The organism is Actinoplanes sp. NPDC024001, assembly GCF_040638955.1.
Lineage (GTDB): Bacteria > Actinomycetota > Actinomycetes > Mycobacteriales > Micromonosporaceae > Actinoplanes.
The window spans coordinates 1-24,660 of sequence record NZ_JBEZZB010000079.1 but is presented as its reverse complement, the minus strand read 5'-3'; the positions used below and the strand labels follow the sequence as shown (position 1 = coordinate 24,660).

21 protein-coding genes and 1 pseudogene are annotated in these 24,660 nt (G+C 71.5%); 14 read left to right on the top strand and 8 right to left on the bottom strand.

All coding sequences use genetic code 11. The features are described 5' to 3' along the window. The first annotated feature begins 143 nt into the window (after positions 1-143). Entirely contained in the window at positions 144-1,247 is a 1,104-nt protein-coding gene (locus AB0F81_RS28120; protein WP_360201963.1) for an FAD-dependent oxidoreductase, read from the top strand. Here AB0F81_RS28120 and AB0F81_RS28115 read toward each other — a convergent pair. Continuing rightward, complete coding sequence (locus AB0F81_RS28115) at positions 1,202-1,648, bottom strand: hypothetical protein (RefSeq protein ID WP_360201961.1); 447 nt, start codon at positions 1,646-1,648, stop codon at positions 1,202-1,204. The two genes, AB0F81_RS28120 and AB0F81_RS28115, sit on opposite strands and share 46 nt — an antisense overlap. A gap of 137 nt (positions 1,649-1,785) precedes the next feature. Between AB0F81_RS28115 and AB0F81_RS28110 the strand changes: the two genes are divergently transcribed. The 3 genes and pseudogenes from AB0F81_RS28110 (at position 1,786) to AB0F81_RS28100 (ending at position 4,341) form a co-directional block, all read left to right on the top strand. After that, positions 1,786-3,129, top strand: coding sequence for an aromatic acid exporter family protein (locus AB0F81_RS28110; RefSeq protein ID WP_360201959.1), 1,344 nt, complete (start codon positions 1,786-1,788; stop codon positions 3,127-3,129). 15 nt (positions 3,130-3,144) lie between these two features. Then, positions 3,145-3,597: pseudogene (locus tag AB0F81_RS28105) on the top strand (HAD-IA family hydrolase); the annotation flags it as partial. Between the two features lie 72 nt (positions 3,598-3,669). After that, positions 3,670-4,341, top strand: coding sequence for a hypothetical protein (locus AB0F81_RS28100; protein ID WP_360201958.1), 672 nt, complete (start codon positions 3,670-3,672; stop codon positions 4,339-4,341). Between the two features lie 66 nt (positions 4,342-4,407). Here AB0F81_RS28100 and AB0F81_RS28095 read toward each other — a convergent pair whose 3' ends face one another. Further along, the gene (locus AB0F81_RS28095; RefSeq protein WP_360201956.1) at positions 4,408-5,712 is read right to left on the bottom strand and encodes a hypothetical protein; all 1,305 of its coding nucleotides are present in this window, start codon (positions 5,710-5,712) and stop codon (positions 4,408-4,410) included. 36 nt (positions 5,713-5,748) lie between these two features. Here AB0F81_RS28095 and AB0F81_RS28090 point away from each other — a divergent pair, with 36 nt between their 5' ends. Further along, the gene (locus tag AB0F81_RS28090; protein WP_360201954.1) at positions 5,749-6,672 is read left to right on the top strand and encodes an aldo/keto reductase; all 924 of its coding nucleotides are present in this window, start codon (positions 5,749-5,751) and stop codon (positions 6,670-6,672) included. Between the two features lie 13 nt (positions 6,673-6,685). Here the strand turns inward: AB0F81_RS28090 and AB0F81_RS28085 are convergent, their stop codons facing one another. Further along, entirely contained in the window at positions 6,686-7,375 is a 690-nt protein-coding gene (locus AB0F81_RS28085) for a helix-turn-helix domain-containing protein (RefSeq protein WP_360201952.1), read from the bottom strand. A gap of 219 nt (positions 7,376-7,594) precedes the next feature. Between AB0F81_RS28085 and AB0F81_RS28080 the strand changes: the two genes are divergently transcribed. The 7 genes from AB0F81_RS28080 to AB0F81_RS28050 all read left to right on the top strand — a co-directional run bounded on the left by AB0F81_RS28080 (position 7,595) and on the right by AB0F81_RS28050 (position 15,605). After that, complete coding sequence (locus AB0F81_RS28080; RefSeq protein WP_360201950.1) at positions 7,595-8,809, top strand: oxygenase MpaB family protein; 1,215 nt, start codon at positions 7,595-7,597, stop codon at positions 8,807-8,809. Next, the gene (locus AB0F81_RS28075) at positions 8,802-10,022 is read left to right on the top strand and encodes an oxygenase MpaB family protein (RefSeq protein WP_360201948.1); all 1,221 of its coding nucleotides are present in this window, start codon (positions 8,802-8,804) and stop codon (positions 10,020-10,022) included. Before AB0F81_RS28080 ends, AB0F81_RS28075 begins: the two co-directional genes overlap by 8 nt. A 3-nt stretch (positions 10,023-10,025) precedes the next feature. After that, on the top strand, positions 10,026-12,278 hold the full coding sequence (locus AB0F81_RS28070) for a molybdopterin cofactor-binding domain-containing protein (protein ID WP_360201946.1): 2,253 nt from the start codon (positions 10,026-10,028) through the stop codon (positions 12,276-12,278). After that, on the top strand, positions 12,271-12,747 hold the full coding sequence (locus AB0F81_RS28065) for a (2Fe-2S)-binding protein (RefSeq protein ID WP_360201944.1): 477 nt from the start codon (positions 12,271-12,273) through the stop codon (positions 12,745-12,747). The genes AB0F81_RS28070 and AB0F81_RS28065 overlap by 8 nt, the downstream gene beginning before the upstream one ends. Before the next feature lie 318 nt (positions 12,748-13,065). After that, positions 13,066-13,818: a rod shape-determining protein gene (locus AB0F81_RS28060; protein ID WP_360201942.1), complete on the top strand. Its 753-nt coding sequence runs from the start codon at positions 13,066-13,068 to the stop codon at positions 13,816-13,818. 358 nt (positions 13,819-14,176) lie between these two features. Beyond that, on the top strand, positions 14,177-14,554 hold the full coding sequence (locus tag AB0F81_RS28055; RefSeq protein WP_360201940.1) for a hypothetical protein: 378 nt from the start codon (positions 14,177-14,179) through the stop codon (positions 14,552-14,554). A gap of 220 nt (positions 14,555-14,774) precedes the next feature. Beyond that, complete coding sequence (locus AB0F81_RS28050; RefSeq protein WP_360201938.1) at positions 14,775-15,605, top strand: hypothetical protein; 831 nt, start codon at positions 14,775-14,777, stop codon at positions 15,603-15,605. On the opposite strand, the gene AB0F81_RS28045 is transcribed toward AB0F81_RS28050, so the two are convergent. The 5 genes from AB0F81_RS28045 to AB0F81_RS28025 form a co-directional block, all read right to left on the bottom strand. After that, positions 15,574-16,347 carry a dienelactone hydrolase family protein gene (locus AB0F81_RS28045; RefSeq protein WP_360201936.1) on the bottom strand — a complete coding sequence of 258 codons (774 nt, stop codon included), beginning with the start codon at positions 16,345-16,347 and terminating at the stop codon, positions 15,574-15,576. The genes AB0F81_RS28050 and AB0F81_RS28045 overlap by 32 nt on opposite strands. Positions 16,348-16,437: 90 nt before the next feature. Then, positions 16,438-17,325 (bottom strand): carbohydrate ABC transporter permease, encoded by an 888-nt coding sequence (locus AB0F81_RS28040; RefSeq protein ID WP_360201935.1) that lies wholly within the window; start codon positions 17,323-17,325, stop codon positions 16,438-16,440. After that, positions 17,325-18,230, bottom strand: a complete 906-nt coding sequence (locus tag AB0F81_RS28035) for a sugar ABC transporter permease (protein WP_360201933.1) — start codon at positions 18,228-18,230, stop codon at positions 17,325-17,327. Before AB0F81_RS28035 ends, AB0F81_RS28040 begins: the two co-directional genes overlap by 1 nt. A 1-nt stretch (position 18,231) precedes the next feature. Next, positions 18,232-19,632 carry an N-acetylglucosamine/diacetylchitobiose ABC transporter substrate-binding protein gene (gene ngcE / locus AB0F81_RS28030; RefSeq protein ID WP_360201931.1) on the bottom strand — a complete coding sequence of 467 codons (1,401 nt, stop codon included), beginning with the start codon at positions 19,630-19,632 and terminating at the stop codon, positions 18,232-18,234. Between the two features lie 16 nt (positions 19,633-19,648). Then, positions 19,649-21,418, bottom strand: a complete 1,770-nt coding sequence (locus AB0F81_RS28025) for a serine hydrolase domain-containing protein (RefSeq protein ID WP_360201929.1) — start codon at positions 21,416-21,418, stop codon at positions 19,649-19,651. A gap of 109 nt (positions 21,419-21,527) precedes the next feature. On the opposite strand from AB0F81_RS28025, the gene AB0F81_RS28020 reads away from it, so the two are divergent. Together AB0F81_RS28020 and AB0F81_RS28015 are read left to right on the top strand one after the other, a co-directional pair. Continuing rightward, positions 21,528-23,255, top strand: coding sequence for a glycoside hydrolase family 3 N-terminal domain-containing protein (locus AB0F81_RS28020; RefSeq protein ID WP_360201927.1), 1,728 nt, complete (start codon positions 21,528-21,530; stop codon positions 23,253-23,255). Continuing rightward, on the top strand, positions 23,252-24,517 hold the full coding sequence (locus tag AB0F81_RS28015; protein ID WP_360201925.1) for a DUF1343 domain-containing protein: 1,266 nt from the start codon (positions 23,252-23,254) through the stop codon (positions 24,515-24,517). Before AB0F81_RS28020 ends, AB0F81_RS28015 begins: the two co-directional genes overlap by 4 nt. Positions 24,518-24,660 lie beyond the last annotated feature (143 nt).

Genomic DNA, 24,660 nt, shown 5'->3' with positions numbered 1-24,660 from the left:
CCCGGGGGACGACGGGCGTGGAGATCGGAAGAAGCAGTGTTATCGCTCACATGCTGGCCGACGCCGACGTGACTGTCAACGCATCGATCGAGTCGAGTGGACGAGTTATATTTGTTTGACGTGGCAAGTTTATGGAGGCGGTCATGGCGCAGCGGACGACGGTGACGGTGATCGGCGCGGGCCAGGCCGGGCTCTCCGCCGCCTACCACCTGCAGCGCCGCGGCCTCGGGGACTCGTTCGTGGTGCTCGACGCGGACGCCCGGCCCGGCGGCGCGTGGCAGCACCGCTGGGCGGCCCTGCGGATGGAGACCGTCAACGGCATCTTCGACCTGCCCGGCATGCCACAGCCGGCCGTCGACCCGCGGGAATCGAGCAGTTCCGCCGTACCCCGGTATTTCGCCGCCTATGAGCGCGCCCTCGCGCTGCCGGTGCTGCGGCCGGTGCGCGTGCGCGCCGTGCGGCGCGCCGGTGAGGATCTGCTGGTGGAGACCGACCGGGGTGACTGGCTGACCCGGGCGGTGATCAACGCGACCGGCACCTGGACCAACCCGGTGCTGCCGCGGTATCCGGGCGCGGCGAGCTTCCGGGGCCGCCAGCTGCACACCCGGGACTACGTCGACGCCGCCGAGTTCGCCGGGCAGCGGGTCGCTGTCGTCGGCGGCGGGATCTCCGCGGTGCAGCAGCTGGAGGAGATCTCCCGGGTCGCCACCACGTTCTGGTACACCCGCCGGGAACCGGTGTTCATCGACGAGTTCCGCCCCGAGCACGAGGGCCGCGCCACCATCGCGAAGGTGATCGCCGACGTCGAGGCCGGGCGGCCCACCGGCAGCGTGGTCTCCTACACCGGCCTGGGCTGGACCGGTTACGCGCGCGCCGCGCAGCAGCGCGGCGCGCTGCGGCGGCGACCGATGTTCACCGCGATCGAGCCCTTCGGCGTACGGGAGGCGGACGGCACCCGCACCGAGGTGGACGTCATCCTGTGGGCCACCGGGTTCAAGGCCGCCCTGGCCCACCTGGAGCCGCTGGGGTTGCGCGGCCCACTGGGCGGCATCCCGATGCGGGGCACCCAGGTCGCCGCGGAACCCCGGATCCACCTGATCGGTTACGGCCCGTCGCAGTCCACGGTCGGCGCCAACCGGGCCGGCCGCGAGGCCGTCGCCGCGCTGCAGCGGACGGTTCTGCGGCCGGACCGGGCACCGGTTCAGCCGGTGGCGCCCCGCGCCCGTGCCAGCAGCCGCAGCACGTAGAGCAGCAGGAGCGCCAGCACCACCTCGATGCCGAGGCCGGTGCCGACCGCCAGCGCCTGCGTGAGCGAGAAGTTGTCGAAGTGTGTGACGTGAAAGACGAAGTGTGTGCCGGCGTAGATCAGATATCCGGTGAGCGCCGCCCGGGCGACCTTCTCGTCGAACCGCACGGCGGCCATCACCAGCACCGCGGTCAGCGCCAGCCCGAGGCCGCCGACGTCCGTCACCAGATGCTCGTTGTACGGCGGGTCCAGCCGCACCGTCGGGAAGTCGTCGTAGAACGAGCGCGGGAAGAGGTACTGCCAGGCGGAGACGAACGCCTGCAACGTGGCCAGGACGAACAGGCCGGCCCGCGCCTGCTTGCGGAGCCCGAGCACGGCGGCGTCGGTGGATGTCGGTGTCATACGTCAAGGACGAGCACGCGGTCCGAATCGTGACAGCGACGGCCGTCACAATTATCCGATTTAACCTATATGCCGATGTAACCGGCGATAGCTTTTGCATCCGCACCCCGACCGCTCACCCAGAGAAAGTCGCTCCGTTGCACCTGCTGTTCGCTGCCCCCGCCAACCCGATCACCGTCGTCGCCGTCGGCCTCGTGCTCTGCGCGGTGACCGCCGCGCTGCTCCGCCGCAAGGTCCGGCCCGTGGTCGAGGCAGCCGGCCGGGCCGCGCTGACCCGGCTGCGGCCGTACCTGCCGGCCCGGCTGCGCAACCTGGCCCGCCGGTGCCGCGACCGGATCGACCCGACCGCCGCCCGCTCGGCGCTGGTGACCGGGGTCGCCGCCGCGATCGCCTGGTCCGCGGCCGAGACGCTGAACCTGGCAGGCTCGGTCATCGCGGCCATCTCCGCGACGCTGTCGGTGCAGCTCAGCTCGCACGCCTCGGTACGGGAAGGCACCCAGCGGCTGGTCGGCACCCTCGCCGGGATCGCCGTCGCGGTCGTCGTGTGGCGGGCGTTCGGCATCACCCCCTGGACGATCGCGGTGATCGCCGGGTTCGGCCTCGCCGCCGGCCGGATGCTGCGCCTCGGCGACAGCTCGGTCACCGTGCCGGCCACCTCGCTCGGCATCCTGGTCGCCGGCAGCGCGGTCACCGAGGCCTTCGTCTGGCAGCGCGTGGTGGCGACCGGCCTCGGCATCGTCGTCGGTGTGATCCTGTCCCCGCTGGTCGGCGGCATGACCCCGATCGAACGGGCCCGGCACCGGCTCGCCCAGCTGTCGATCGAGATCGCCCGGCTGCTCGGCGACCTCGGCGCCGGCGTGAACAGCGGCTACGACCGGGAGCGGGCCGCGCAGTGGCTGGCCCGCTCACGCGAACTCAGCCAGGACATCGACGAGGCCGCCGAGGCGGTCGACGAGGCGGCCCGGCAGGCCCGCTGGTCGCTGACCACACCGGTCCGGCAGGTGACCCCGCTGGGCCAGACGCTGCGGGCCCTCGAACACGGGGTGCACCAGGTCAACTCGGTGGCCCGGTCGATGTTCGACGCGACGACGCCGCACTCCCCCGCCGTACCGCAGCAGATCGGCCCGGTGCTGTCGGCCGCCTCGCAGGCCTTCGTCGTGCACGCCTCGCTGGTGGCGGACCCGCACGCGGACGCCACGAACGACGCCGGGCACCTGCACGAGTTGCTCGACGGCCTGCGCGAGGCGCGGCAGCGGACGCTGCGGAAGGTCCGCACCGAGATCGACGACACCGGCGTCCTGGTGCTGACCGGGTCGATCATCACCGACATCGACCGGATGGCCGGCACCCTGGAGCGCTCCGCGCCGGCGCTGGCCGTCGGCGAGCGCGAGCCGGGCCCGGGCATCCCGGCGGTCTCCGAGGTGCTGCCCGCCGTCCGGCTGATCTGGGAGAAGGCGGTGACCACAAGGGCCGGTCGCTGACCGGCTCTCCACACCGAACAATTCGAGATCGAGCACCGCAGGGCCGTCGACACCGAGCTGGCCGCGGTGGACGGCATCATCGAGGCGCTGGACCGGATCACCACGCCGACCTGCGTCGCGTCCAGCGGGAGCCACGAGAAGATGCGCCACACCCTGGGCCGCACCGACCTCTACGAGCGGTTCGCTGGGCGGATCTTCAGCGCCACCGAGGTGGCGCGGGGTAAACCCGCACCCGACCTCTTCCTGCACGCCGCGGCCAGGATGGGCGTGCCACCGGAGGCCTGCGTCGTGGTCGAGGACAGCCAGTACGGCGCGCAGGCCGCCCGCGCCGCCGGAATGCGGTGCCTGGGTTACGCGGGTGGGCTCACCCCTGCCGAGCGGCTCGACGGACCGGGGACCGTGGTCTTCCGGGACATGCGCGACCTTCCGGCTCTGCTGGGCATCCCCCGGGCCGAGTACGCGGAGTAGCGACCCGAACATGCCGCACGTCACCCTCGCCGCACGGTGAGGGAGCCGCCCATGGCCGGTACGGTCGAACGCATGCCCTTCGACTTGTCGCGTGCCCTGCCACGGTGGGTGTGGGCGATCGTCGGCGAGCGCCGGCCGGAGCGCGCGCAGCCGCATGCCGAAGCCGTCGAGGCGAAACGTTATGCCGACGAGCTCTCCGTGGCCGCCGTCCGGGCCGGTGAGGCCGCCGAGCGCTGGCGGGCGCACTGGCAGCAGGCCGACCAGCACGCCGCCGAGGCCTGGCAGGCCTGGCAGGACGCCGAGCAGCGGCTGGCCCGCACCCGCGCCGCCGCGGCGTTCCGGCCGGCGCACAGTTTCCGCACCCCGGCGGAGTTTGCGGACCGCGAGCGCTTCCTGCCCCGCGCGCTCGCGGCCGCCGTCGCCCGCGGGGATCTGCCGGCCACCGTGCTGGGCGACCTGGCCGCCGGCGCCGGCGGCTGGAATCCGCGGCTGCACCCGGTGGAGCAGGAGCTGGTGGTGCACCGGGCCGTCGCCGCGGTCCGCCACCACTGGTTCCAGCAGGCCGTCGCCGCCGAGCAGGCCGCCTGGCACGACGCTCAGCTCGCCGCCACGGCCCGCGACAGCCTGCGCCGGGAGGCGTGGGCCGCCGCCGAGCGGGCCGCCGCGCTGCACCGGCACGCGCCGGGCCGGGAGAGCCGGGTCGCCGCGGCCCGTCGCCCGAGCTGGGTCCAGCAGACCGCCTGAGCCTCAGCGCGCGGCGCGGACAGCAGCCCCACGACGCGATAGGGCGCGTAGCAGACCGTCCGAGCCTCAGCGCACCGCACGGACCGCGGCCACCAGCAACCCCAGGATGCGATAGAGCGCGTAACACACCCACACCCCGAACAGCCCGGCCGCGCCGAAGATCAGTACGGGTCCGACGAACGACGTGGTCTCCACGATCGCGCCGCCGGCGAGGGCGACGGTGGCCACGACGACGAGCCAGGCGACGACACGGCCGGCCGCGGTCAGTGCCAGCCACAGGTCGCCCGCCGATGCGTCACCGATCTCCGGGGCGGCGAGCGGCGCCTGCACCGACAACTCGTCGAGTTGCCGGCCGACGGCCCGGTCGGACTCGGCGGGCGACTCGCGCAGCACCGCGGCCAGGGTCCGCAGACCGCCGGCGTTGCGCAGCCGGCCGGTGCGGGGATCGCCGAGCAGCAGCCACGGCTCAGGGTCTGCGAGCAGCCACGCCTTGCCGTACCCGCGTTTCGATCGGGGCGGCAGCAGGGCGACCGTGCCGGAATGCAGGCTGGTTCGCCGGCTCACGCTGCCGTGCCAGGTGACCAGGTCGGCGCCGTCCAGGGTGGCGGTGCGATCGGCCAGGCTCCGGCAGCCGCTGAAGATCCCGCCCAGGTTCAGTCCGGCCGCGGCGACCGCGATCAGTCCGGCGATCAGCACGACCGCGCCGAGCACCTCGTGCACCCGCGCGGCGAGGATCACCAGGGCCAGCGCGGGCAGCAGCACGAGCAGGTACCACCCGGCGAGCAGCAGCGCGTTGCGCCGGTTCAGCCAGCGCCGCAGCCGGATGTGGTCCGCCGCGCTGGAGAGCGGGTCCAGCACGATCTCGCCGGCCGGCCGGTTCAGGACGGCACACCGGTTGTCCAGCCGGTCGCCGGCCAGGACGGCCAGCTCACGGACGAGCCGGGTCTCGTCGTAGTCCACCTCGCTGAGCTGGAACAACTCCACGGCGGGGCGCCCGTCCACGGACGTCGGCGTCTTCAGCTCGACCCCGGGCACCGGCACCACGAGCACGCGGGGACTCGTCTCGCGCCGCCCGGCCCGCTCCGACTCCTTGGTGATCACCAGCGCGGCGATCTCCTCCCAGCGCAGGTGGCGGCGCAGGTCGGGGGTCCGGACGTCCCACCCGAGACGGTCGACGGTGATCCGGAACGGCAGCAGCGCGTACCGCAGGAACGCGACGCTCAACGCGGCCAGCAGCAGGGCGACGACGGCGCCGATCCACCGGTCGCCCGGCCCGCCGGGCAGGGTGACCATCCGCACCGCGCCGGCGGCCGGCAGGACACCGAGAACCCCCAGGATCAAACGATCAGCGTACGGCCGCCGCAGGATCATCCGTCCATCATCGATCACTGTGGCCACCCTGGTTAGATGGCGGTTGTGGGTTTGTTCGACGGGTTCAGCGGGGTCGCGCGCATCGGGCTGGGTCTGGCCGCCGTCGGCCGCCCCGGATACATCAACCTGGGGCGCAGCCGCGATCTGCCGCCCGAGCGCACCGTCGACGCGATGCGCGAACGCGCCCACGCGCTGCTCGACCAGGCGTACGCGGCCGGCGTCCGCTATTTCGACGTGGCCCGTTCCTACGGCCGGGCCGAGGAGTTCCTCGCCGGGTGGCTGCCGGGCCACGACGACGCGCTGGCCGGCAGCAAGTGGGGTTACACCTACACCGCGGACTGGCAGGTCACGGCCGACGTGCACGAGGTGAAGGACCACAGCGCGGCCACCTTCGAGCGGCAGCTCGGCGAGTCCCGGGCGCTGCTGGGTGGTCGCCTCGGGCTCTACCAGATCCACTCGGTCACCCCGGACAGCCCCGCGCTCACCGACAAGACTTTGCATCGCCGGCTGGCCGCGCAGGGCGCCGTGGTCGGCCTCTCGACCAGCGGGCCACGGCAGGCCGAAGCGATCCGGGCCGCCCTCGACATCGAGGTGGACGGGGTGCCGCTGTTCCGCAGCGTCCAGGCCACCTGGAACCTGCTCGAACCCGGCGCCGGAGCCGCCCTCGCCGACGCGCACGCTCGCGGCCGTACGGTGATCGTCAAGGAAGCCATGGCCAACGGCCGGCTGGCCGGCCGTGCCGAGCTGGGGCCGGAGCCGGACGGCGTGGCGCTCGCCGCCGCGCTGCACCAGCCGTGGGCGACCATCGTGCTGTCCGGCGCGGCCACCGGCGCTCAGCTCGCGTCGAACCTGCGCGCCGCGACGCTCACGCTGACGGCCGCCGAGCTGGACCGGCTGGCCGGGCTGGCCGAGCCGAGCGACCGTTACTGGCGGACCCGCTCCGAGCTGCCCTGGACCTGATCGGTTCCGGCCGTCACTGGGTCTCGAGCATCGGCGCCAGGAACCTGCGGGCGACCTCGCGCAGCTGCTCGGTGTCGTCGAGGTCGACGACCTGACTGGGCGTGACCAGGAACGAGCAGCAGAGCCGGGTCATCAGCTCGGCCACCAGCTCCACGTCCACGCCGGCGGAGATCGTGCCGGCCTGCTGCTCCTGGCGCAGCTGACCGGCGACGAACCGCTGCACGGTGGCGAGGGTGACGCCGCCGTCGCCGATCATCGACGGGATCAGCACGTCGGGCTCGACGCTCATCAGACCGCCGATCAGCGGGTTGCGCCGGATCGCCTGCAGTGAGCTGACGAAGCCCAGCACCACCCGGTCGGCGGCGGTCCGCGCCTGCTGGATCTCCACCTGGAACTGGTCGAAGTAGCGCCGGAACTCGCGCCGGACCACGTGCTCGACCAGCGCGTTCTTGGTCGGGAAGCGGCGGTAGGCGGTGATCCGCGAGATGCCGGCCCGGCGGGCGACGTCGGCCATGGTGGAGCGCCGGATGCCGATGCGGCAGAACTGGTCGTGCGCCGCGTCGAGGATGCGCGCGGTGACCTCGTCGTCGTCGGTGATCTCATCGTCGCGGTCAGCGCGTTCGAGCGCGCCGGCGAGCGCCCGGCCCAGCAGCGAGCCGGCGCCCGGGTCCGCCCAGGGTGCCGCGGGAACGGTCCAGGTCATGGTCGTCCTCCCCGCGAGATACATGGACGGAACTTTGTATCACCTTACCGACCGCCGCAAGCGAATGCCCATCGACAATCATCACCGTAACTCTTGTGAACTCCGCCACTGCGTGCTGTCATGGCTGATACATCAGGCCTCGATGTGTTTCACCGTATCAGCCAGCTTTCGGCCTCGACGGAGGAGGAACGAAGCATGGAACCTCTCACCAGGCGAAACATGTTGAAGACAGGCGGCGCGCTGGGAGCGCTCGGTGCGCTGAGCGTGGCCGCACCGGCGAAGGCGTGGACCTGGTCGGCCAAGGGTTCGGTGGCCGGCACGGGGGCGGGCATCGACCCACGGTGGGTGTGGGACGAGGAGGCCGACCCGCTGGTCGCCTCGCTCATCGACCGCGGCGACGTCCCCATGGTCAACCAGCTCCTGCGCACCTGGACCAAGAACGGTCAGGCGCTGCCCGCCGGGCTGCCGGCCGACCTGCGCGACTTCATGGAGCACGCCCGGCAGCTGCCGTCGTGGGCCGACCCGGCCAAACTCGACCTCGCCTTCGACTTCAACGAGAAACGCGGCCTCTACCTCGGCGTCCTCTACGGACTCGCGAGCGGCATGATGAGCACGGTCATCCCGAAAGAGGCCCTCGCCGTCTACTACTCGCAGGGCGGCGCGGACATGAAGGACCGCATCTCCAAGACCGCCAAACTCGGGTACGACATCGGCGCCGCCAACGCCTACAAGCCCAACGGCGAAATGATCGTGACGGCCGTCAAGACCCGTCTCGTGCACGCCGCGGTGCGCTACCTGCTCCCCCAGTCACCGCACTGGACGCAGGTCGCCGACGAGGACATCCCGATCAGCCAGGCCGACATCATGGTCACCTGGCACAGCCTGCCGACCACGGTCATGCAGAAGCTGACCGCGTGGAAGGTGCCGATCCCGGCCGCCGAGTCCACCGCGTTCCTGCACTCCTGGCAGGTCGGCGCCCACATGCTCGGCGTCAAGGACGAATACATCCCGGCGTCGTGGAGCGAGGCCAACGCGCAGGCCGAGCAGGTGCTGACGCCGATCCTGGCGCCCACCCCGGAAGGCATCAAACTCGCCGACATCCTGCTCAAGCTCGGCACCCCGATCGACGCCGGGCTGCTCAGCAAACCGATCCTCGGCGCGTTCACCCGCTTCATGCTCGGTGACGAGATCGCCGGCTGGCTCAAGATTCCCCGCGAGCCGGTCTGGGACCCGCTGTTGCGCACGGCCTGGGGGCCGTTCGTCGCCGTACGCGAAGGGCTGCTGCCGTTCCCGCTCGCGCCGAAGGCCTACTGGCTCTTCGACGAGTTCCTGCGCAAGGCGGCGCTGCTGTTCCTGTCCGAGGCCCGGCCGATCAGCATCGAGATCCCGGTGACCAACCGCCCCGACTACTCGAAGGGAACCACCCATGGCTGAGCTCAGCCGGCGTGCGCTGCTGCTCTCCGGCGGGGCGCTCGGCGCCTTCGGCAGCCTCGGGATCGCCAACCCGGCCTGGTCGCGGGAGGTGTCCCCGTGGACCTGGTCGCCGACCGGATCGATCGCCGGCAGCGGCACCGGCGCCGATCCCCGGCAGGTGTTCGACACCCTGGCCGACCCGGTCTCGGCCCGGCTGCTCGACACCGGCGCCGTGCCCGAGGTGAACCGGCTGCTGTGGGACTGGACCCGCAACGACCAGCCGCTCCCCGCCGGGTTGCCCGGTTATCTGGTCGACTTCATCGAGCAGGCCCGGGTGCTGCCGGCGTGGGCGGACCGCACCAAACTCGAACGGGCCGCCGAGTTCAACAAGTCGCGCGGGCTCTACCTCAACCTGCTCAACGGGGTCGGCGGCGGCATGCTGAGCACGGCCATCCCCAAGGAGGCGTGGGCGGTCTACTACTCCAAGGGCGGCGCCGACATGGAGGACCGGGTCGCCAAGACGAGCCTGCTCGGGTTCGCCGTCGGGGCGCTCAACGCGTACCGGCCGGACGGCGACTGCATCGTCAACGCGGTCAAGACCCGGCTGGTGCACGCCGCGGTGCGCCACCTGCTGCCGCAGTCGCCGCACTGGAAGTGGGGCCCGCCGATCAGCCAGGAGGACATGCTGGTCACCTGGCACACCCTGCCGACCTACGCGATGCGCAGGATGCGCGAGTGGAAGGTGCCGATCAGCGCCGCGGACTCGCAGGCCTACCTGCACGTCTGGCAGGTCACCGCGCACCTGCTCGGGATCCGCGACGAATACATCCCGGCCACCTGGGCCGCCGCCAACGCCCAGTCCGACCAGGTGCTGCCACCGAACATGGGACCGACCCGCGAGGGCGTCGAACTCACCGACATCCTGCTCGGCCAGCTCGCCGAGCAGACCAGCCCGGGCAGCATCAGCCGGCCCCTGGTCAACGCGCTCGCCCGCTACCTGGTCGGCGATCAGGTCGCGGACTGGGACGGCATCAAGCGCGAACCGGTGTGGGGGCCGCTGATCGCCACCGCCTGGTCGGCCCTGGTGCGGTTCCGCGAGGGCCTGATCCCGCTGCCGCTGGTGCCCGAGGTCGCCTGGGTCATCGACGAGGCGGCCCGGCAGTACATCCTCTTCTACCTGACCAAGGGGAAAGAGACCAAGATCGAGATCCCGACCATCAACCGGCCCGAGTGAGCGATGGCCGCACCCGTCGCACGACGCCGCTTCCTCGGGTACGTCCTGGCCGCCCCGATCCTGGTGACCGCCGCCGACCTGCTCAACCCCGGCCCGGCCGCCGCCGAGCTGACCGAACTGCTCGACCTGAACGACATCATGACCGCGGCCGCGCTGCCGACGTCCGGGCTGATCTCGGTGGAGGTCAACCCGGACGGCACGGTGTCGTTCGCCCTGCCCCGGGCCGAGGTGGGGCAGGGCATCACCACGTCGACCGCCATGCTGATCGCCGAGGAACTGGCCGTGCCGCTGCACCGGGTCCGGGTCACGCTCGCCGACGCGCGGCCGGAACTGCTGTTCAACCAGCTCACCGGCGCGTCGAACACCACGATTTCGACGTACACGCCGATCCGGGTCGCGGCGGCGGTGGCCCGGCAGCGGCTGCTCCAGGCCGCGGCAGCCGAACTCGGCACGGCGGTCGGCGCGCTGCGGCTCGACGACGGGGCGGTCACCGGCCCGGACGGGCGGCGCCTCGGCATCGGCGAGCTCGCGGCGAAAGCGGCCAGCCCGAAAACCCTGTCCATGCCGGTGGAGCTCGCCCCGAGGGAGAGCTTCACCGTCATCGGCAAACCGCACAACCGCATCGACGCGCTCGACGCGGTGACCGGGCGCAAGAAGTTCGCGATGGACCTCGACGTCGCCGGGGCGAAACCGACCATGCTGTGCCGGCCGCCGACCATCAACGGCAAGGTCGGCACGGTCGACAACCTCGCCGACGTACGGGCCATGCCGGGCGTCACCGACGTGGTGCCGGTCTCGGCCGGCGTGGCAGTGCGGGCCGAGACGTTCGGCCAGTGCATCGATGCGGTGCGCGCGCTGCGGGTGAACTGGCGGGCCGGCACCGTCGAGGGCAAATCCGACGAGAGCGTGCTGCGGGAGCTGGCCGCCGCGGAACTGCCGCTCGGGCCGCGTCCGCTCACCCCGGTCGTGGAAGGACGGTTCACGTTCTACTTCCGCAGCAACAGCGCGCTGGAGACGAATTGCGCGATCGCGGACGTCCGCGCCGACCGGGCGGAGATCTGGTCGGCGCTGAAATCACCGATCGTCGCCAAGCAGACCATCGCGGCACGGCTCGGGCTGCCACCCGGCAAAGTCACCGTGCACGTGACCGAAGGAGGCGGGTCGTTCGGGCGCAAGCTGTTCTTCGACGCCGCGCTGGAAGCCGCCGAGGTGTCGCAGAAGATCGGCAAGCCGGTGAAGCTGATGTGGCACCGCGCGGACGACTCGCGGCAAGGGCGCACCCACCCGATGGCGACGTCGCGGGTGCGCATCGCGTACGCGGGAGACGTCGTGCTCGGCTATGAGCAGCGGCATACCAGCGTCACCACCGACCTCGGGCACGGGCTGGGCGAGCTGTTCACGGCCATGGCGGCGAAACTGCCGATCGGGGACGCGGCGTTCGCGCAGACGTTCTTCCAGTTCAGTCACACGTCGCCGTACCGGTTCGGGGTGCACAGCCGGCTGCTCAACGAGACCGGCAAAGGGTTCAACACCGGCAGCATGCGCAACGTCTACTCCCCCGACACCACGTGCGCCCGGGAACTGATGGTGGACCGGCTGGCGGCGCGGACGGGCCGGGATCCGTACCGGATGCGGCTCGATCTCCTGCGTGACTCGCGGGCGCGTGCCGTACTGAAAAAGGTCGGTGACGTGGGCGGCTGGGGCCGCGCGATGCCGGCCGGCACCGCGCAGGGGATCGCGTTCCACTCCGAGTACAAGGCGGCCAGCGCCGCCCTGGTGGAGATCGACTGCCGGCCGGAGACGGTGGGGCGGCAGATCCGCGACGGGGTGGGCGGGCCGCGCGTCACGCGGGTGGTCTTCGCGGTGGACGTGGGGCTGGCGGTCAACCCGCGCGGGCTGCAGGCGCAGATGATGGGCTGCGTCATGGACGGCATCGCGCTGGCGCTGACCTCCAGCCTGCACCTGCGGGACGGGTACTTCCTGGAGGCCAGCTGGGACAACTACTTCTACACGCGGCAGTGGAACACGCCACCGGAACTGGAGATCATCGTCATGCCGAGCAGCTCCGACCAGCCGGGTGGCGCCGGCGAACTCGGCGTGGCGGCGGCGATGGCGGCGGTGGCGTGCGCCTACGGGCGGGCCACCGGGACCATGCCGACCAGCTTTCCGATCAACCACGGGACGTTGTCGTTCACGCCGAAACCGACCGTGCCGCCGATCCCCGCCTCGCCGATGGACGGAGTTGCCGGTGCCTGAACACACCTTCCGGGTCAACGGTGAGCAGGTGACCGTGGACGTCGCCGACGATGTTCGCCTGCTGTGGGTGTTGCGCGACATCCTCGGGGTGACCGGTCCCAAGTACGGGTGCGGCATCGCTGTGTGCCGGGCGTGCACCAGCCACCTGAACGGGCGGGCGGTGACGCCGTGCGCGATCCCGGTGAAGGACCTGCGGCCGGACGACGAGGTGGTGACCATCGAAGGGCTGCCGGCGACGGCCGGCGCCGCACTGCACCCGATGCAGCAGGCCTGGCTCGATCACGATGTGGTCCAGTGCGGATACTGCCAGCCGGGGCAGATCATGGCGGCGGTGGCGCTGGTCCGGCGGGTCGCGGCCGAGGGCCGGGAGATCACCGACGCCGACCTGGACAGCCTGCGCAACGTGTGCCGCTGCGGCACCTATCCCCGTATCCGCGCGGCGATCCGCGCGGCCGCCAAGAACATGTGACCCGCCGGCGGCCGGCGACCCGCTCGCCGGCCGCCGCCGATCGCGCCGTGGCATGCCTGGTCGGCGGAACTCAGTGGCCTGTTCTTGTTGATCAACCTATGGTTGACGAATGCCGGTGGTGAGGTCGCGCTCGCTCGCCGTCACCGTGGTGGCGGCTGTTCGTGCTGCCTGCACGACGTCCGCACCGGCTCAGCCGGATCTCAAGCCGGCCGACCGTGGCCCGCCGGCGGACGCACCTACTCCCGACTGACCGCCAGGGCGAAGCTGATGAGCTTCGGCCCTTTTTTCTTATCCGGCACCGCAGGAAAGAGGATCACTGTGACCGCTCCTTTCGTTTCGACCGTTCCCGCCCGTTCGGCCGCCGCTCTCGCCGTTGACCTCGGCAGTTGCACCGCTGGTGTCTGGGCTACGCACCAGGGAGCGGTCAGTGGGCCGAGCGGTGACGGCGGCGCGCTGGTCAGGCGCGGACGGGTCGTCGACTTCGACGGGTGTGTCGAGCTGTTGACCCAGTTGGCGCAGCGCTACCCGCAGCCGGTGCCCGCCGCCGCGGTCGCCGTCATCTGCCGGCCGGTGCTGGCCACCGACTCCGAACAGGCCGACATGCGCCGCGTCGTGGACGCCGCCTTCGCGCCTCGCCGGACCCTGTTCATCGACACCGTGCGTGCCGCCGCGATCGGTTCCGGGGCCGCCACCGGCTCGCTGCTGGTCGCCGACGTGGGCGCGCAGCTCACCGAGGTCGCGCTGCTGAAGCGCGGCCGCGTCACCGAGGCCCGCCGCCGCGACATCGGCACCCGCGATCTCGGCTCGGGCGCCACCATCGATCTGATCACCGACGTCGTCGCCCAGCACCTCGACGACCTGCGGGCCGCCTGCCCCGCCTCCGACATGCAGCAGGCCACCGCCCGCGGGCTTCTCCTGGTCGGCGACGGCGCCACCCATCCCGACCTGTCGTCAGCCCTGGCCGGCACGCTGAAGCTGCGCGTGCACCGAGCCGCAGCGCCCCGCACCGCAGCCCTCGACGGCGCCGGCATCGCCGCCACATCGGCCCTGCGCCACCCCGCCCTAGCCTGACCCGCATCAGGCCGCACGCCGAGCCGCTTCGACCGACCGCCCACCCGGCGGCACGCCGAGGCAAGCCGCATCGATGCGGCTGGGCGGCCCACCGGCAGCATCCAGGACAGGGTCAAGCCGATGCCGCCCGCTTGGCTGACCGTCAGTGTCGGCTCAGGCCGGTCGAAGCTGCTCTCGGGGCAGCCGGAAGAACCGGCTGGTCGCCAGGGCTGTGTGGGCGCGCTCGGGACAGCACTGAGAGCCAGCTGACCAAGATCGGCGTGCGTTCACGACCCACGCGCACCCGCCGGAGGCAAACCCAGCCGGTGTCGCCTTGCGGGCCGATCGGTGGGTGGGGCGTTCAAGGAGGTTGAGGCACTTGAGTTCGCTATGGGTGTCGTTCGCCGGTGACTCCGATCGGGCGGTTGTCCGGGAGTCGGCTCGCCGGTTCCTCGACGGCTGGCTCACGCCGGGGCTCGTCGAGGAGACACTGACGGTGATCGGTGAGCTCGTCACCGATGTGCTTCGGCATGCGGGCAGCGGGGAGCTGGTGCTGAGCCGCCGGGACAGCACGGTGCTCGTGGAGGTTCTCGACCGCTTCAGCGCCGGCGACGGCCGGCCGCCGGTGGTGCCGGCGCACGCCTGCGGCTGGGGCGCGCATCCCGCCGGCGCCGGCCAGGTGGTCTGGGTGGAGATGCCGCTCGCCGAGCCGGGGCGGCAGCAGGGTGACGGAGTGGGGGTCGGGTCAGGCGGATGAGGGCGCGCTCGTGGAGGAGCCGGGTCGGCCGCAGTCGGAGCTGAGCGCCTCGTCCTGATCGACGGTCCAGTCACCGGTGGTAAGGCGGGGTGCGCATCGCGAGGTTGACCATGCGGAGGCCGACGTCGATGTCCAGCACCACGGGGGTACGACATCCCGCACTGACAGATCTCCGCCGGATCGGTTCCGCGGGGCCGTCGGGAGTGGCAGCTTGGTCACGATGGCTTCTCAGGGCGAGCGGCGTCTCAGGCGGCTGCGGTGGGCCGCCGGCGCGGCACTGGTGCTCGCCGTCGCGGCGATCATCGTCGTCTACGTCACCGTGGAGATCTGTGACCAGCAGCTGAGCTCCACCGGCGCGGTGGTCGACGTCTGCCGGCACCCGCGGGTCACCGATCCGCCCGTGCTGGCTCTCGGCGTGATGATCCTGGCTTGCCTCGGGGCCTACTTCTCCAAGGCTTCCGCCTACGGCATCGCCCTGGAACGCGCCGTCGAGGACGCCAAACGGACCGCGGAGGAGGCCGCCCGCGAGGTGCGGCAGACCCATGAGCGGGTCCGGGAGACCGCTGCGGACCTCGGCGAGGGTGTGCGCCAAGCGCTGCGTCAGACGCCGGCCGGGACGGACGCGGATCCGATCCGGCAGCTGGCCGCCCGCTACAACGAGTGCCGCTGGACGTTGCCCGGTGGACCGGCCCGGACCGAGAAGATGACCGCGCTGGCGTACGAGATGATCGCCGTGCTGCGCCGCCGGCCGGACTTCGATGTCGGCGCCCACCTGCGCTGTCCCGACCGGGGCATGCGCCTGGCGGCCGCCGCCTGTCTTTACGCGAACCCGGATCCGGCGTGGGCCGGCCGGCTGGCGCAGGCGGCCGTCGCCGAGGACAAGCCGTTCAACGAGTACTGGGCGCTGCGGGCGCTGAGCAAGGTGCTGGAGGGTCACCCCGGGGCGCTGGACGACACGGCCCGGACCCTGCTGCGCCAGCGCCGGGCCCTGCTGAACTCGGGGACCGACCGCACCCGCCTCATCGACCAGCTGCTGCGCGACTCTCCGTGACCGGCACGTGCTGCTCGAGGAAGCGCAGGATGCGGGTGGAGACCGACGGGTAGTCGGGGTGGCCGGGGTTGAGGAACTGGCCGTGCCCGGCCCCGCGGACCACGACGAACTCCTTCTGCCAGGGCGCCGCCCGGTACGCCGCCCGCCCGGCGCTGATCGGCACCACCGGGTCCTCGTCGCCGTGCAGGAACAGCATCGGGGCGCCGGGCCCGGCGAACGCGGTCGGCGGCCGGCGCCCGGAGACCGACACGGCAGCGCGAAGCGCCGGTGAGTGACCGTCCCGGAACAGGCCGAGGGTGGTGGTGCCGCCGGCCGAGAAGCCGACCGCCGCGACCCGGTCCAGGTCCAGGTGGGCGGCGAGGTCACCGGCAGCCAGCTGCTTCAGCACGTACGCCGCGTCGGCGGGCTGGCGCCGGATGTCGCTCGCGTCGACCTTGACCCGGCCGTTGGTCCGCGGATAGGTCGGCGCGGCGACCACGTAACCCGCCTTCGCCCACGTCTCGGCGAGCGGAGCGAACTGTTCGGGCAGTCCACCGAGCCCGTGGCTGAACAACACGATCGGGTGTCGCCCGGCGAGCTCACCTTCGTACCAGATCGTGGTGGGCAACGGCCGGTCCGTGCCGCGCGCGAGGTGGATGACACGCGTGACCACCGCCGGTGCCGCGGCGGCCTGCGCCCGCGGTCCGGTGCCGCACCCCGCCACCAGCAGCAACAGAGCCGCCACCATCGCCACGATCCGCACGCCGTGACTGTATGGAGATGCGCCAACCCGTGACGACCGCGTTGCAGGCGGTGTAATGCCCCCTTTCGGCTGGGTGAGGTCACCGATCGGTCACCGGAGCTGGCCGGCCGCCAGACCGCTCTGCACCTGCCGGTGGAACAGCAGGTAGCCGGCGATGACGGGCAGCATCGCGATGGTCATCCCGGCGAACAGGCCGCTGAAGTCGCCGCGGTATCCCTCGTTCACGGCGAGGGCGGTCAGGCCCTGCGCCAGCACCCACTTCTTCTCGGCGCCCTCGCCCTGCATCAGCACGATGGGCAGGACGTACTGGTTCCACTGGAACAGGAAGTTGAAGATGCCGACGCTGACCAGCCCGGGGCGGGCCATCGGCAGCATCACCCGGAAGAACAACCCGAAGTGGCCGCAGCCGTCGACCATCGCGGCCTCGGCGACCGAGGTGGGCAGGGTCCGGAAGAACGCGGTCAGGAAGAACACCGTGAACGGCAGCGAATAGGCGGCGTAGACCAGGGTGAGGCCGGGCAGGGTGCCGAGCAGGCCGAGGTTGCGCACCACGAAGAAGAGCGGCACGAGAGCCAGGAAGACCGGGAACATCATGCCGCCGACGAACGCGTAGTAGACGACCCGGTTGCCGCGGAACCGGTAGCGGGCCAGGACGTACGCGGCCATCGCGCCGAACAGCATGGTGAGGATCAGCGCCCCGGTCACCACGATGGCGCTGTTCAGGAAGTAACGGCCGATGTGCGCCTCGTTCCAGGCGCGGCCCCAGTTCTCCCAGCGCAGCTCGGACGGCAGGCTCCACGGGTCGGTGAGGATCTCGGTGTCGCTCTTGAACGAGCTGAGCACCGCCCACACCAGCGGCAGGGTGGTGACCAGCGCCCAGACGGTCAGGAACAGGTGCGAGAGGACCGGCGGCCGGGTGCGGGCGGGCGGCGCGGCGACCGGCGGCGACTCACGGCGAGTCTCCAAGAGAAGGGCCATCAGAGCTCCACCCGCTCACGCCTGGTGACCTGCAGGAACATGGTGGCCACGGTGAGCGTCAGGAAGAACATCGCCACCCCGATCGCGGAGGCGTAGCCGAACTGCCCGTCGCCGAACGCGGTCTTGTAGAGGCGCAGGCCGACCACGTCCGACGACGAGCTGGGCCCGCCGTCGGTGATGATCTGCACGACGGCGAACCCGTCGATCGCGATGATCGCCAGGTACACCCAGGCCACCTGGATGGTGTCCCAGACCAGCGGCACGGTGATCCGGACCAGCGTGGTGATCCGGCTGGCGCCGTCGAGCAGCGCCGCCTCGTAGAGGTCGCGGGGAATGGACTGCATGGCCGCGCTGAACAGGACCACGTAGAAGCCGACGTTCATCCAGATCAGCACGACCATGACGCACCAGAAGGAGAACCGGGGGTCGCCCAGCCAGGCCATCGCCAGCCCGTCCAGGCCGACCGCCCGCAGCGCGCCGTTGATCATGCCGGTGTGCGGGGCGTACATCTCCTTCCAGAGCACGCCGATGATGGCGACCGACAGCACCTGCGGGAAGAAGTAGACGACCCGGTAGAAGCCGGCGCCGCGCACGCCGTGCACGCCGACCCGGTCGGCCCGGCCACCCACGCTGATCATCGAGGCGAAGAAGAGCCCGAGCAGGATCGTCACCACCGGCAGCAGCAGGAGCAGCAGGCCGTTGTGGCGCAGCGCGTTCCAGAAATAGCCGTCGTCGAACAGGCGCCGGAAGTTGTCCAGGCCGATGAACTCGTACGTCGGCGACAGCCCACTCCAGTCGGTGCCGGAGATCTGGAACGCCTGCGCGTACGGCGAGACGACGAAGATGCCGTAGAGCAGCAGCGGCGGGATCAGGAAGACGGCGATGAACAGCCGCTTGCCTCCCACGTCAGGCCCGCTTGTACTTCTTGATCGCGGGGTCCTTGGCGAACTCGTCGGCGGACTGCTGCACCTTGTCGCACCACTGCGCGGCGGTGATCCGCTTGGCGAACAGCTCGGCGCACGCCGCATCCACCCGCTCGCGCTCCAGCTTGCGGTAGTACGAGTTGTACAGCCAGGTGAACGCGGTCCCGTGGGAGGCCTCGATCAGCCTGGTCACCGAGGTGAGGCCGGGGCCGAGTTCGATGCCGGCGCTGGAGCCCTGCACCGCGGTGAGGCTGCTGACCTTGCGGGTGAAGTCGGAGGCGCCCTTCTGCGAGAGCATCACCCGCAGGTATTCCAGGCCGCCACGGACGTTCTTGCCCTTGGCCGGGACGATGAACGGCTCGCTGCCGGTGCCGCGGAACGCCTCGTACGGCATCTTGTCGCTGGTGGTGAGGCTGGGCGTGGGCGCGACGGCCATCCGGAAGTCCGGCGGGGTGACCGCTTTCTGCTCGTTCTCCAGCCAGGATCCGCAGGACAGGAACGCGGCCTTGCCCCGGCACCACTCGGTCTGCGACTGGATGTGGTCCATGCCCGCCGCGCCGGGCTGCAGGTATCCGTCGACGGCGAGCTGGTAGTACGCCTCCGCGGCGGCCTTGACCGCCTCGTGCCTCCAGGCGTTCGGCTCCAGGTTGTCGATCGCCTTGAGCACGTCGAGGCCGCCCATCTTGCCGGCGGCGGCGAGGATCGGCCAGCTCATGTAACGGGAGTGCTTGCCCGGGTAGGTCCACGGCGCGATGCCGGCCGCCTTGATCGTCTTGCAGAGGGCGATCATCTCGTCCCAGGTCTTCGGGTACTCCCAGCCCTTGGCCTCGAACAGCTTCTGCGAGTACCAGATGCCGTAGGCAGAGTAGGCGTAGTTGAGCGAGAGGAACTTGCCGTCGTAGGAGCCGACGTCGACGATGCCGGGCAACAGCGTGTCGCGGACCTTCTTGTTCGGGTCGTCCAGGCTCGGGGCGTCGAGCAGCTCACCGAGGTCGGCGAGCGCGCCCTGCGAGACCAGGCCGTTGAAGTCGATCTGGCTGCCGCCGGAGTTGTTCACCACGTCCGGCGGGTCACCGGCGACGAACCGGGGCTGCAGCGTCTCGGCGATCTGCTGGGTCGCCGAGTGCTTGATCTGCGCCTTCGGGTAACGCTCGGTGTACATGGCCTCGTGGGCCTTGGCGTACTCCTCACCGAAGCCGCCGTTGAAGATGACCACCTCCAGCGGCGCGTCCTCCTTGACGCCGAGCGGGTTGGCCGAGCTGGCCTCGCCCTTGGCGGCGTCCGGGGAGTCGTCGCCGCCCATGGCGCAGCCGCCCAGCGTGCCGGCCGCGGCGACACCGGCCGCACCCTGCAGCAGCACGCGCCGACTGATTCTGTATGTCATGTCCCGACTCCCGTCTCTACTTCGGTGAAGGGGTCCAGCCGTCGGCGGCGAGCGCAGTCGTGCCGTCGACGAGAATCGCTCCGGGCTCGATCACCCGGACGCGGTCGATGAGGACGCCGCGGCCCTGCGAGGCGGCGTCGGTGCGGTAGGTGAACCGCAGCTGGGTCGTCCCGGCCGGCACCCCGGCGGTGGCCACCCACCAGTGGCGGCCGCCGAAGCCGGTGAACGTGCCGTCGCCGGCCACCACCGAGCGGCCGGAGCGCAGCGTGGACGGCAGCGGCGCCCAGGTCACCCCGTCCGGCGACGACTCGACCGCGGCGACGTCGAGACGGGGCTCGGTGTCGTACCAGATCAGGAAGGAAGCCCGCGCCTGCGCGCCTGCCGCGCGCCGCAGCGGCGCCGTCAGGGTCATCACGGCGCTGTCGCGCCGCTCGGTCCGCCAGGGTTCGGCGCCGGGCGGCAGGTGGATGCGGTGGGCAGCGGCAAAGGTACGGGCGAGAGCACGCCGCGCGACGTTGTTGCTGCCCCACGCGCGGTCCGGGTGCACCCGGTTGCTGAGCAGGATCAGGAACGAGTGGTCGAGCGGGTCGATCACGATCGAGGTGCCGGTGAAGCCGGTGTGCCCGAAAGTGACCGGCGAGGTCATCCCGTCCATGTACCAGTGCTTGGCGAGTTCGAAGCCGAGGCCGCGGGCGCTCTCCGGGTATTGCGGGAGCAGGTCGGCGTTGTAGTTGACCAGCGCCTGGCGGACCATCGCGGTGGACAGGATCCGCCGGCCGCGGTAACTGCCGCCGTTGAGCAGCGTCTGGCACAGGATCGCCAGGTCGTCGGCGGTGGAGAAGATCCCGGCGTGCCCGACGACGCCGCCGAGCGACCACGCGTTCTCGTCGTGCACCTGGCCCCAGACGACGCCGCGGCCGACGTACGGCTGGTATTCGGTCGCGGCGGTCTGCTCGCGCAGCTCCGGGGCCGGGTTGTAGCCGGTGTCGCGCATGCGCAGCGGCCCGGTGACGCCGTCGCGGACCGCGTCGGCCAGGTTCTTGCCGGTGACCCGCTCGATCAGCACGCCGAGCGCGATCAGCCCGATGTCGGAGTAGACGTATTGCGCACCGGGCGTGGTGCCGGCGGTGACCGGGGTGGTCAGGGCGGCGGCGAGACGCTGCTCGGCGGTGGGGTAGAGCGAGTAGAACGCCCGGAACGCCGGCAGCCCGGAGGTATGGGTGAGCAGGTGCCGGACGGTCACCGTCTCCTTGCCACCGGCGGCGAACTCCGGCACGTAGCCGGCGACCGGGGCGTCGAGCGCGACCCGGCCGGCCTCCACCTGCTGGAGCACCACGATCGTGGTGAACAGTTTGGAGATCGAGGCGAGGTCCCAGCGGGTGCCGGTGCGGGCCGGGACGCGCTGCTCCGGTGGCAGCTCGACGATGCCGGTGGCGTCCGCGCCGTAGCGGACCGCGTCACCGACCGCGAAGCGGGACACCACGATGCCGTGGTGCGCGGCGAGCACGGTGGCGCCGGCGTACGTCGGGCGGCCCGGATGGTCCGGTGTGGGTTGCAGATAGGACGCGGCGATGCCGGGCAGCTCGGCGACCCGATCCGGCAGCAGACCGGCCTGCCGTGCGGTGCCGTGGCGCAACGTGTCGTGACGGCTGTGCAGCTTGTCCTGACGGAAGTGCAGGTCAGCGGGGGTGACGGCCGGCGTCGGAGCGGGCGCGGCGGCCACCGGCGAGCCGACGACGAGACAGGCGATCACGCAGAGCGGAAGTACGGACCATAGCTTGATCATCAACGCCCCTCAATACGTCGATTCGTAGAGGATGGATGTTTCCTTCGTGAGTTGCAAGAGGGGCGAAGGTTATTGCCAGGACCGGCCGGCGAGGCTACCTTCCGAGACCATGCGAATGCGTTCGGTCGCTCTCCTCGCTCTCGCCGCCCTGGGCGCCACGATTCCGGCCGCCCCGGCCTCCGCATCGTCACCCATCGATTCCATCCTGGCCCGGATGACCCTGCCGCAGAAGGTCGGTCAGTTGTTCACCACCTACGCCTACGGGAACGACGCAACCACACCGTCGGCCGAGAACCGCCGTCTTTACGGGGTGGATACCCCGGCCGAGGTCGTCGCGAAGTACCACCTCGGCGGCGTCATCTACTTCGCCTGGACGAACAGCCTGCAGAACCCGCGGCAGATCGCCACGCTCAGCAACGGCCTGCAGGCCGCCGCCACCGGCGTCCCGCTGAGCATCTCCACCGACCAGGAACACGGCGTGGTCACCCGGCTCCCGGCGCCGGCCACGCAATTCCCCGGCGGCATGGCGCTCGGGGCCGGCCGCAACCCGGTCGACGCCTACCGCACCGGGCAGATCACCGGCAGAGAGCTGCGAGCCGTCGGCATCAACCAGGCCTGGGCGCCGGTCGCCGACGTCAACGTGAACCCGGCCAACCCGGTGATCGGGGTGCGCTCGTTCAGCAGCGACCCGCACCTGGCGGCCACGATGACCGCCGCCCAGGTCCTCGGCCTGCAGGCCGGGGCGAACACCGCGGCGTCGGCCAAGCACTTCCCCGGGCACGGCGACACGGCGACCGACAGCCACACCGGGCTACCGGTCATCAACCACACCCGCGAACAGTGGCAGCGCATCGACGCGCCGCCGTTCCGGGCGGCGATCGCGGCCGGCGTGGACACCATCATGAGCGCGCACATCGTGGTGCCGGCGCTCGACCCGTCCGGCGACCCGGCCACCCTGTCGCGGCCGATCATCACCGGGCTGCTACGCGGCGAGCTCGGCTACCGCGGGGTGATCGTCACCGACTCGCTGGAAATGGCGGCGGTCCGGCAGAAGTACGGCGACGACCGGGTGCCGGTGCTGGCCCTCAAAGCCGGAGTCGACATGCTGCTGATGCCGCCGAACATGCAGGTCGCGTTCGACGCGGTGCTCGGTGCGGTGGCCTCCGGCGAGCTGACCGAGGCGCGTATCGACGAGTCGGTGCGGCGGATCCTGACGCTCAAGCAGAAGCGCGGGCTGCTCAGCGGGAAACCGGTCGACCCGGCGGCCGCTGAGCGGGTGGTCGGGGCGCCCGCCCACCTGCGCGTCGCGCAGGCCGTCACCGACCGCACCGTGACCGCGGTGCGCAACGACGCGGGGCTGCTCCCGTACCCGCGGGACGGGAAGTCGGTGCTGGTCACCGGGTGGAACTCCAGTGCCTACAACAACGTGGCGGCGCTGGCGGGGGCGCTGGACGCCACCGCGCTGGTCACCAACCTGCCGAACGACGCCAAGATCGCTGAGGCCGTTGCCGCGGCCCAGGGGCACGATCTGACCGTGGTGCTCACCAGCAGGGCGTGGGACACCACGGTCGCTGATCCGGGTGGACGACAGCAGGCGCTGGTCAAAGCGCTGGTGGCGACTGGTAAGCCGGTCGTGGTGGTGGCGGTGCGCGACCCCTACGACATCGCGCATCTGCCGGGGGTGACCACCTATCTGACCACCTACAGCTTCACCGGAGTCGCCATGGAGTCGCTCGCGAAGGTTCTGCTCGGCACCACGGCGCCGCGCGGGAGACTGCCGGTCGAGATCCCGGGGCTCTATCCGTACGGTCATGGGCTGACCTGGAGCGCGCGGTGAAGCGCCGGGGCGTGCTGACCGCCGGCCTGGCCGGCGCAGCCGCCGGTCTGACTGCCGCCACGCCGGCGGCCGCTAAGCCCGGCCTGCTCCCCCGCCTGCCGGTGCGGACCGGCATGGACCGGCTGGCCGCGTCCGGCTGGGACAAGGTGCGCGGCGAGCGGATCGGCATCGTCTCCAACCCGACCGGTGTGGACCGCGAGTACCGGCACCTGGTCGACCGGATGCACGCCGACGGGGTGACCATCGGCGGTGTCTTCGGCCCCGAGCACGGTTTCCGCGGCTCGGCGCAGGCCGGCGGCAGCGAGGGCACCGGCACCGACGCCCGCACCGGGCTGACCGTCTACGACGCCTACCTCGCCTCGCAGGACAAGTGGGTCGCGATGTTCACCGCGGCCGGGGTGCGCACGGTGGTCTTCGACATCCAGGACGTCGGCGCCCGGTTCTACACCTACATCTACACGCTGTACGACTCGATGGCCGCCGCCGCCCGGCTGGGTCTGCGCTATGTGGTGCTGGACCGGCCCAACCCGATCGGCGGGCGCGCCTACGGGCCGATGATGACCGACGGTTTCACGTCCGGGGTGGGCCGGCTGAAGATCGTGCAGCAGCACGGGATGACCGTCGGTGAGCTGGCCCGGTTCTACAACGGGGAGTTCCTGTCCGGTGCGGTGAACCTGGAGGTGATCACCTGCACGGGCTGGACCGGGCGGCTGCGCGCCGGCGACACCGACCTGCCGTGGGTGCTGCCCAGCCCGAACATGCCCACCCAGGACACCGCGATCGTCTATCCCGGCACCGGCATGTTCGAGGGGGTGTCGTCGCTGTCCGAGGGGCGCGGCACCACCCGGCCGTTCGAGCTGATCGGCGGGCCGGGGTTCGACTACCACTGGTGTGACCGGGTGGTCGCGCTGAACCTGCCGGGCGTGGAGTTCCGGGAGGCGTACTTCACGCCGACGTTCAACAAGTTCACCGGGGTGCTGTGCGCCGGGATCGAGGTGAAGGTGACCGACCAGGCCGCCTTCGACCCGATCCGTACGGCGGTGGGCATGCTGGTCGAGGCCCGGAAGGTTCCGGCGTTCGCGTGGCGGGTGGACGGTGGCACGAGGTACTGGATCGACCTGCTCACCGGGTCCACGCGGTTGCGCACGATGATCGACGCGGGCGCGAGCGTCGACGAGGTGACCGGGGCGTGGGCCGCGGAGCTGGCCGCGTTCGAGCGTCAGCGGCGGCCGTACCTGCTCTACTCACGGCTCGGCTCGTGAGCACTGCCCGCGAAAGGTTTGGTCAGGCGGGCGTGCACCACCGGCGGCACGGGGGCGCCGGTGAGCCGGGGCGTCGTCCACAACCGGGGCGTGACGGTCTCGCCGTACCCGCCGGCGGGCACCCCGGTGAGCATCGTGACGTC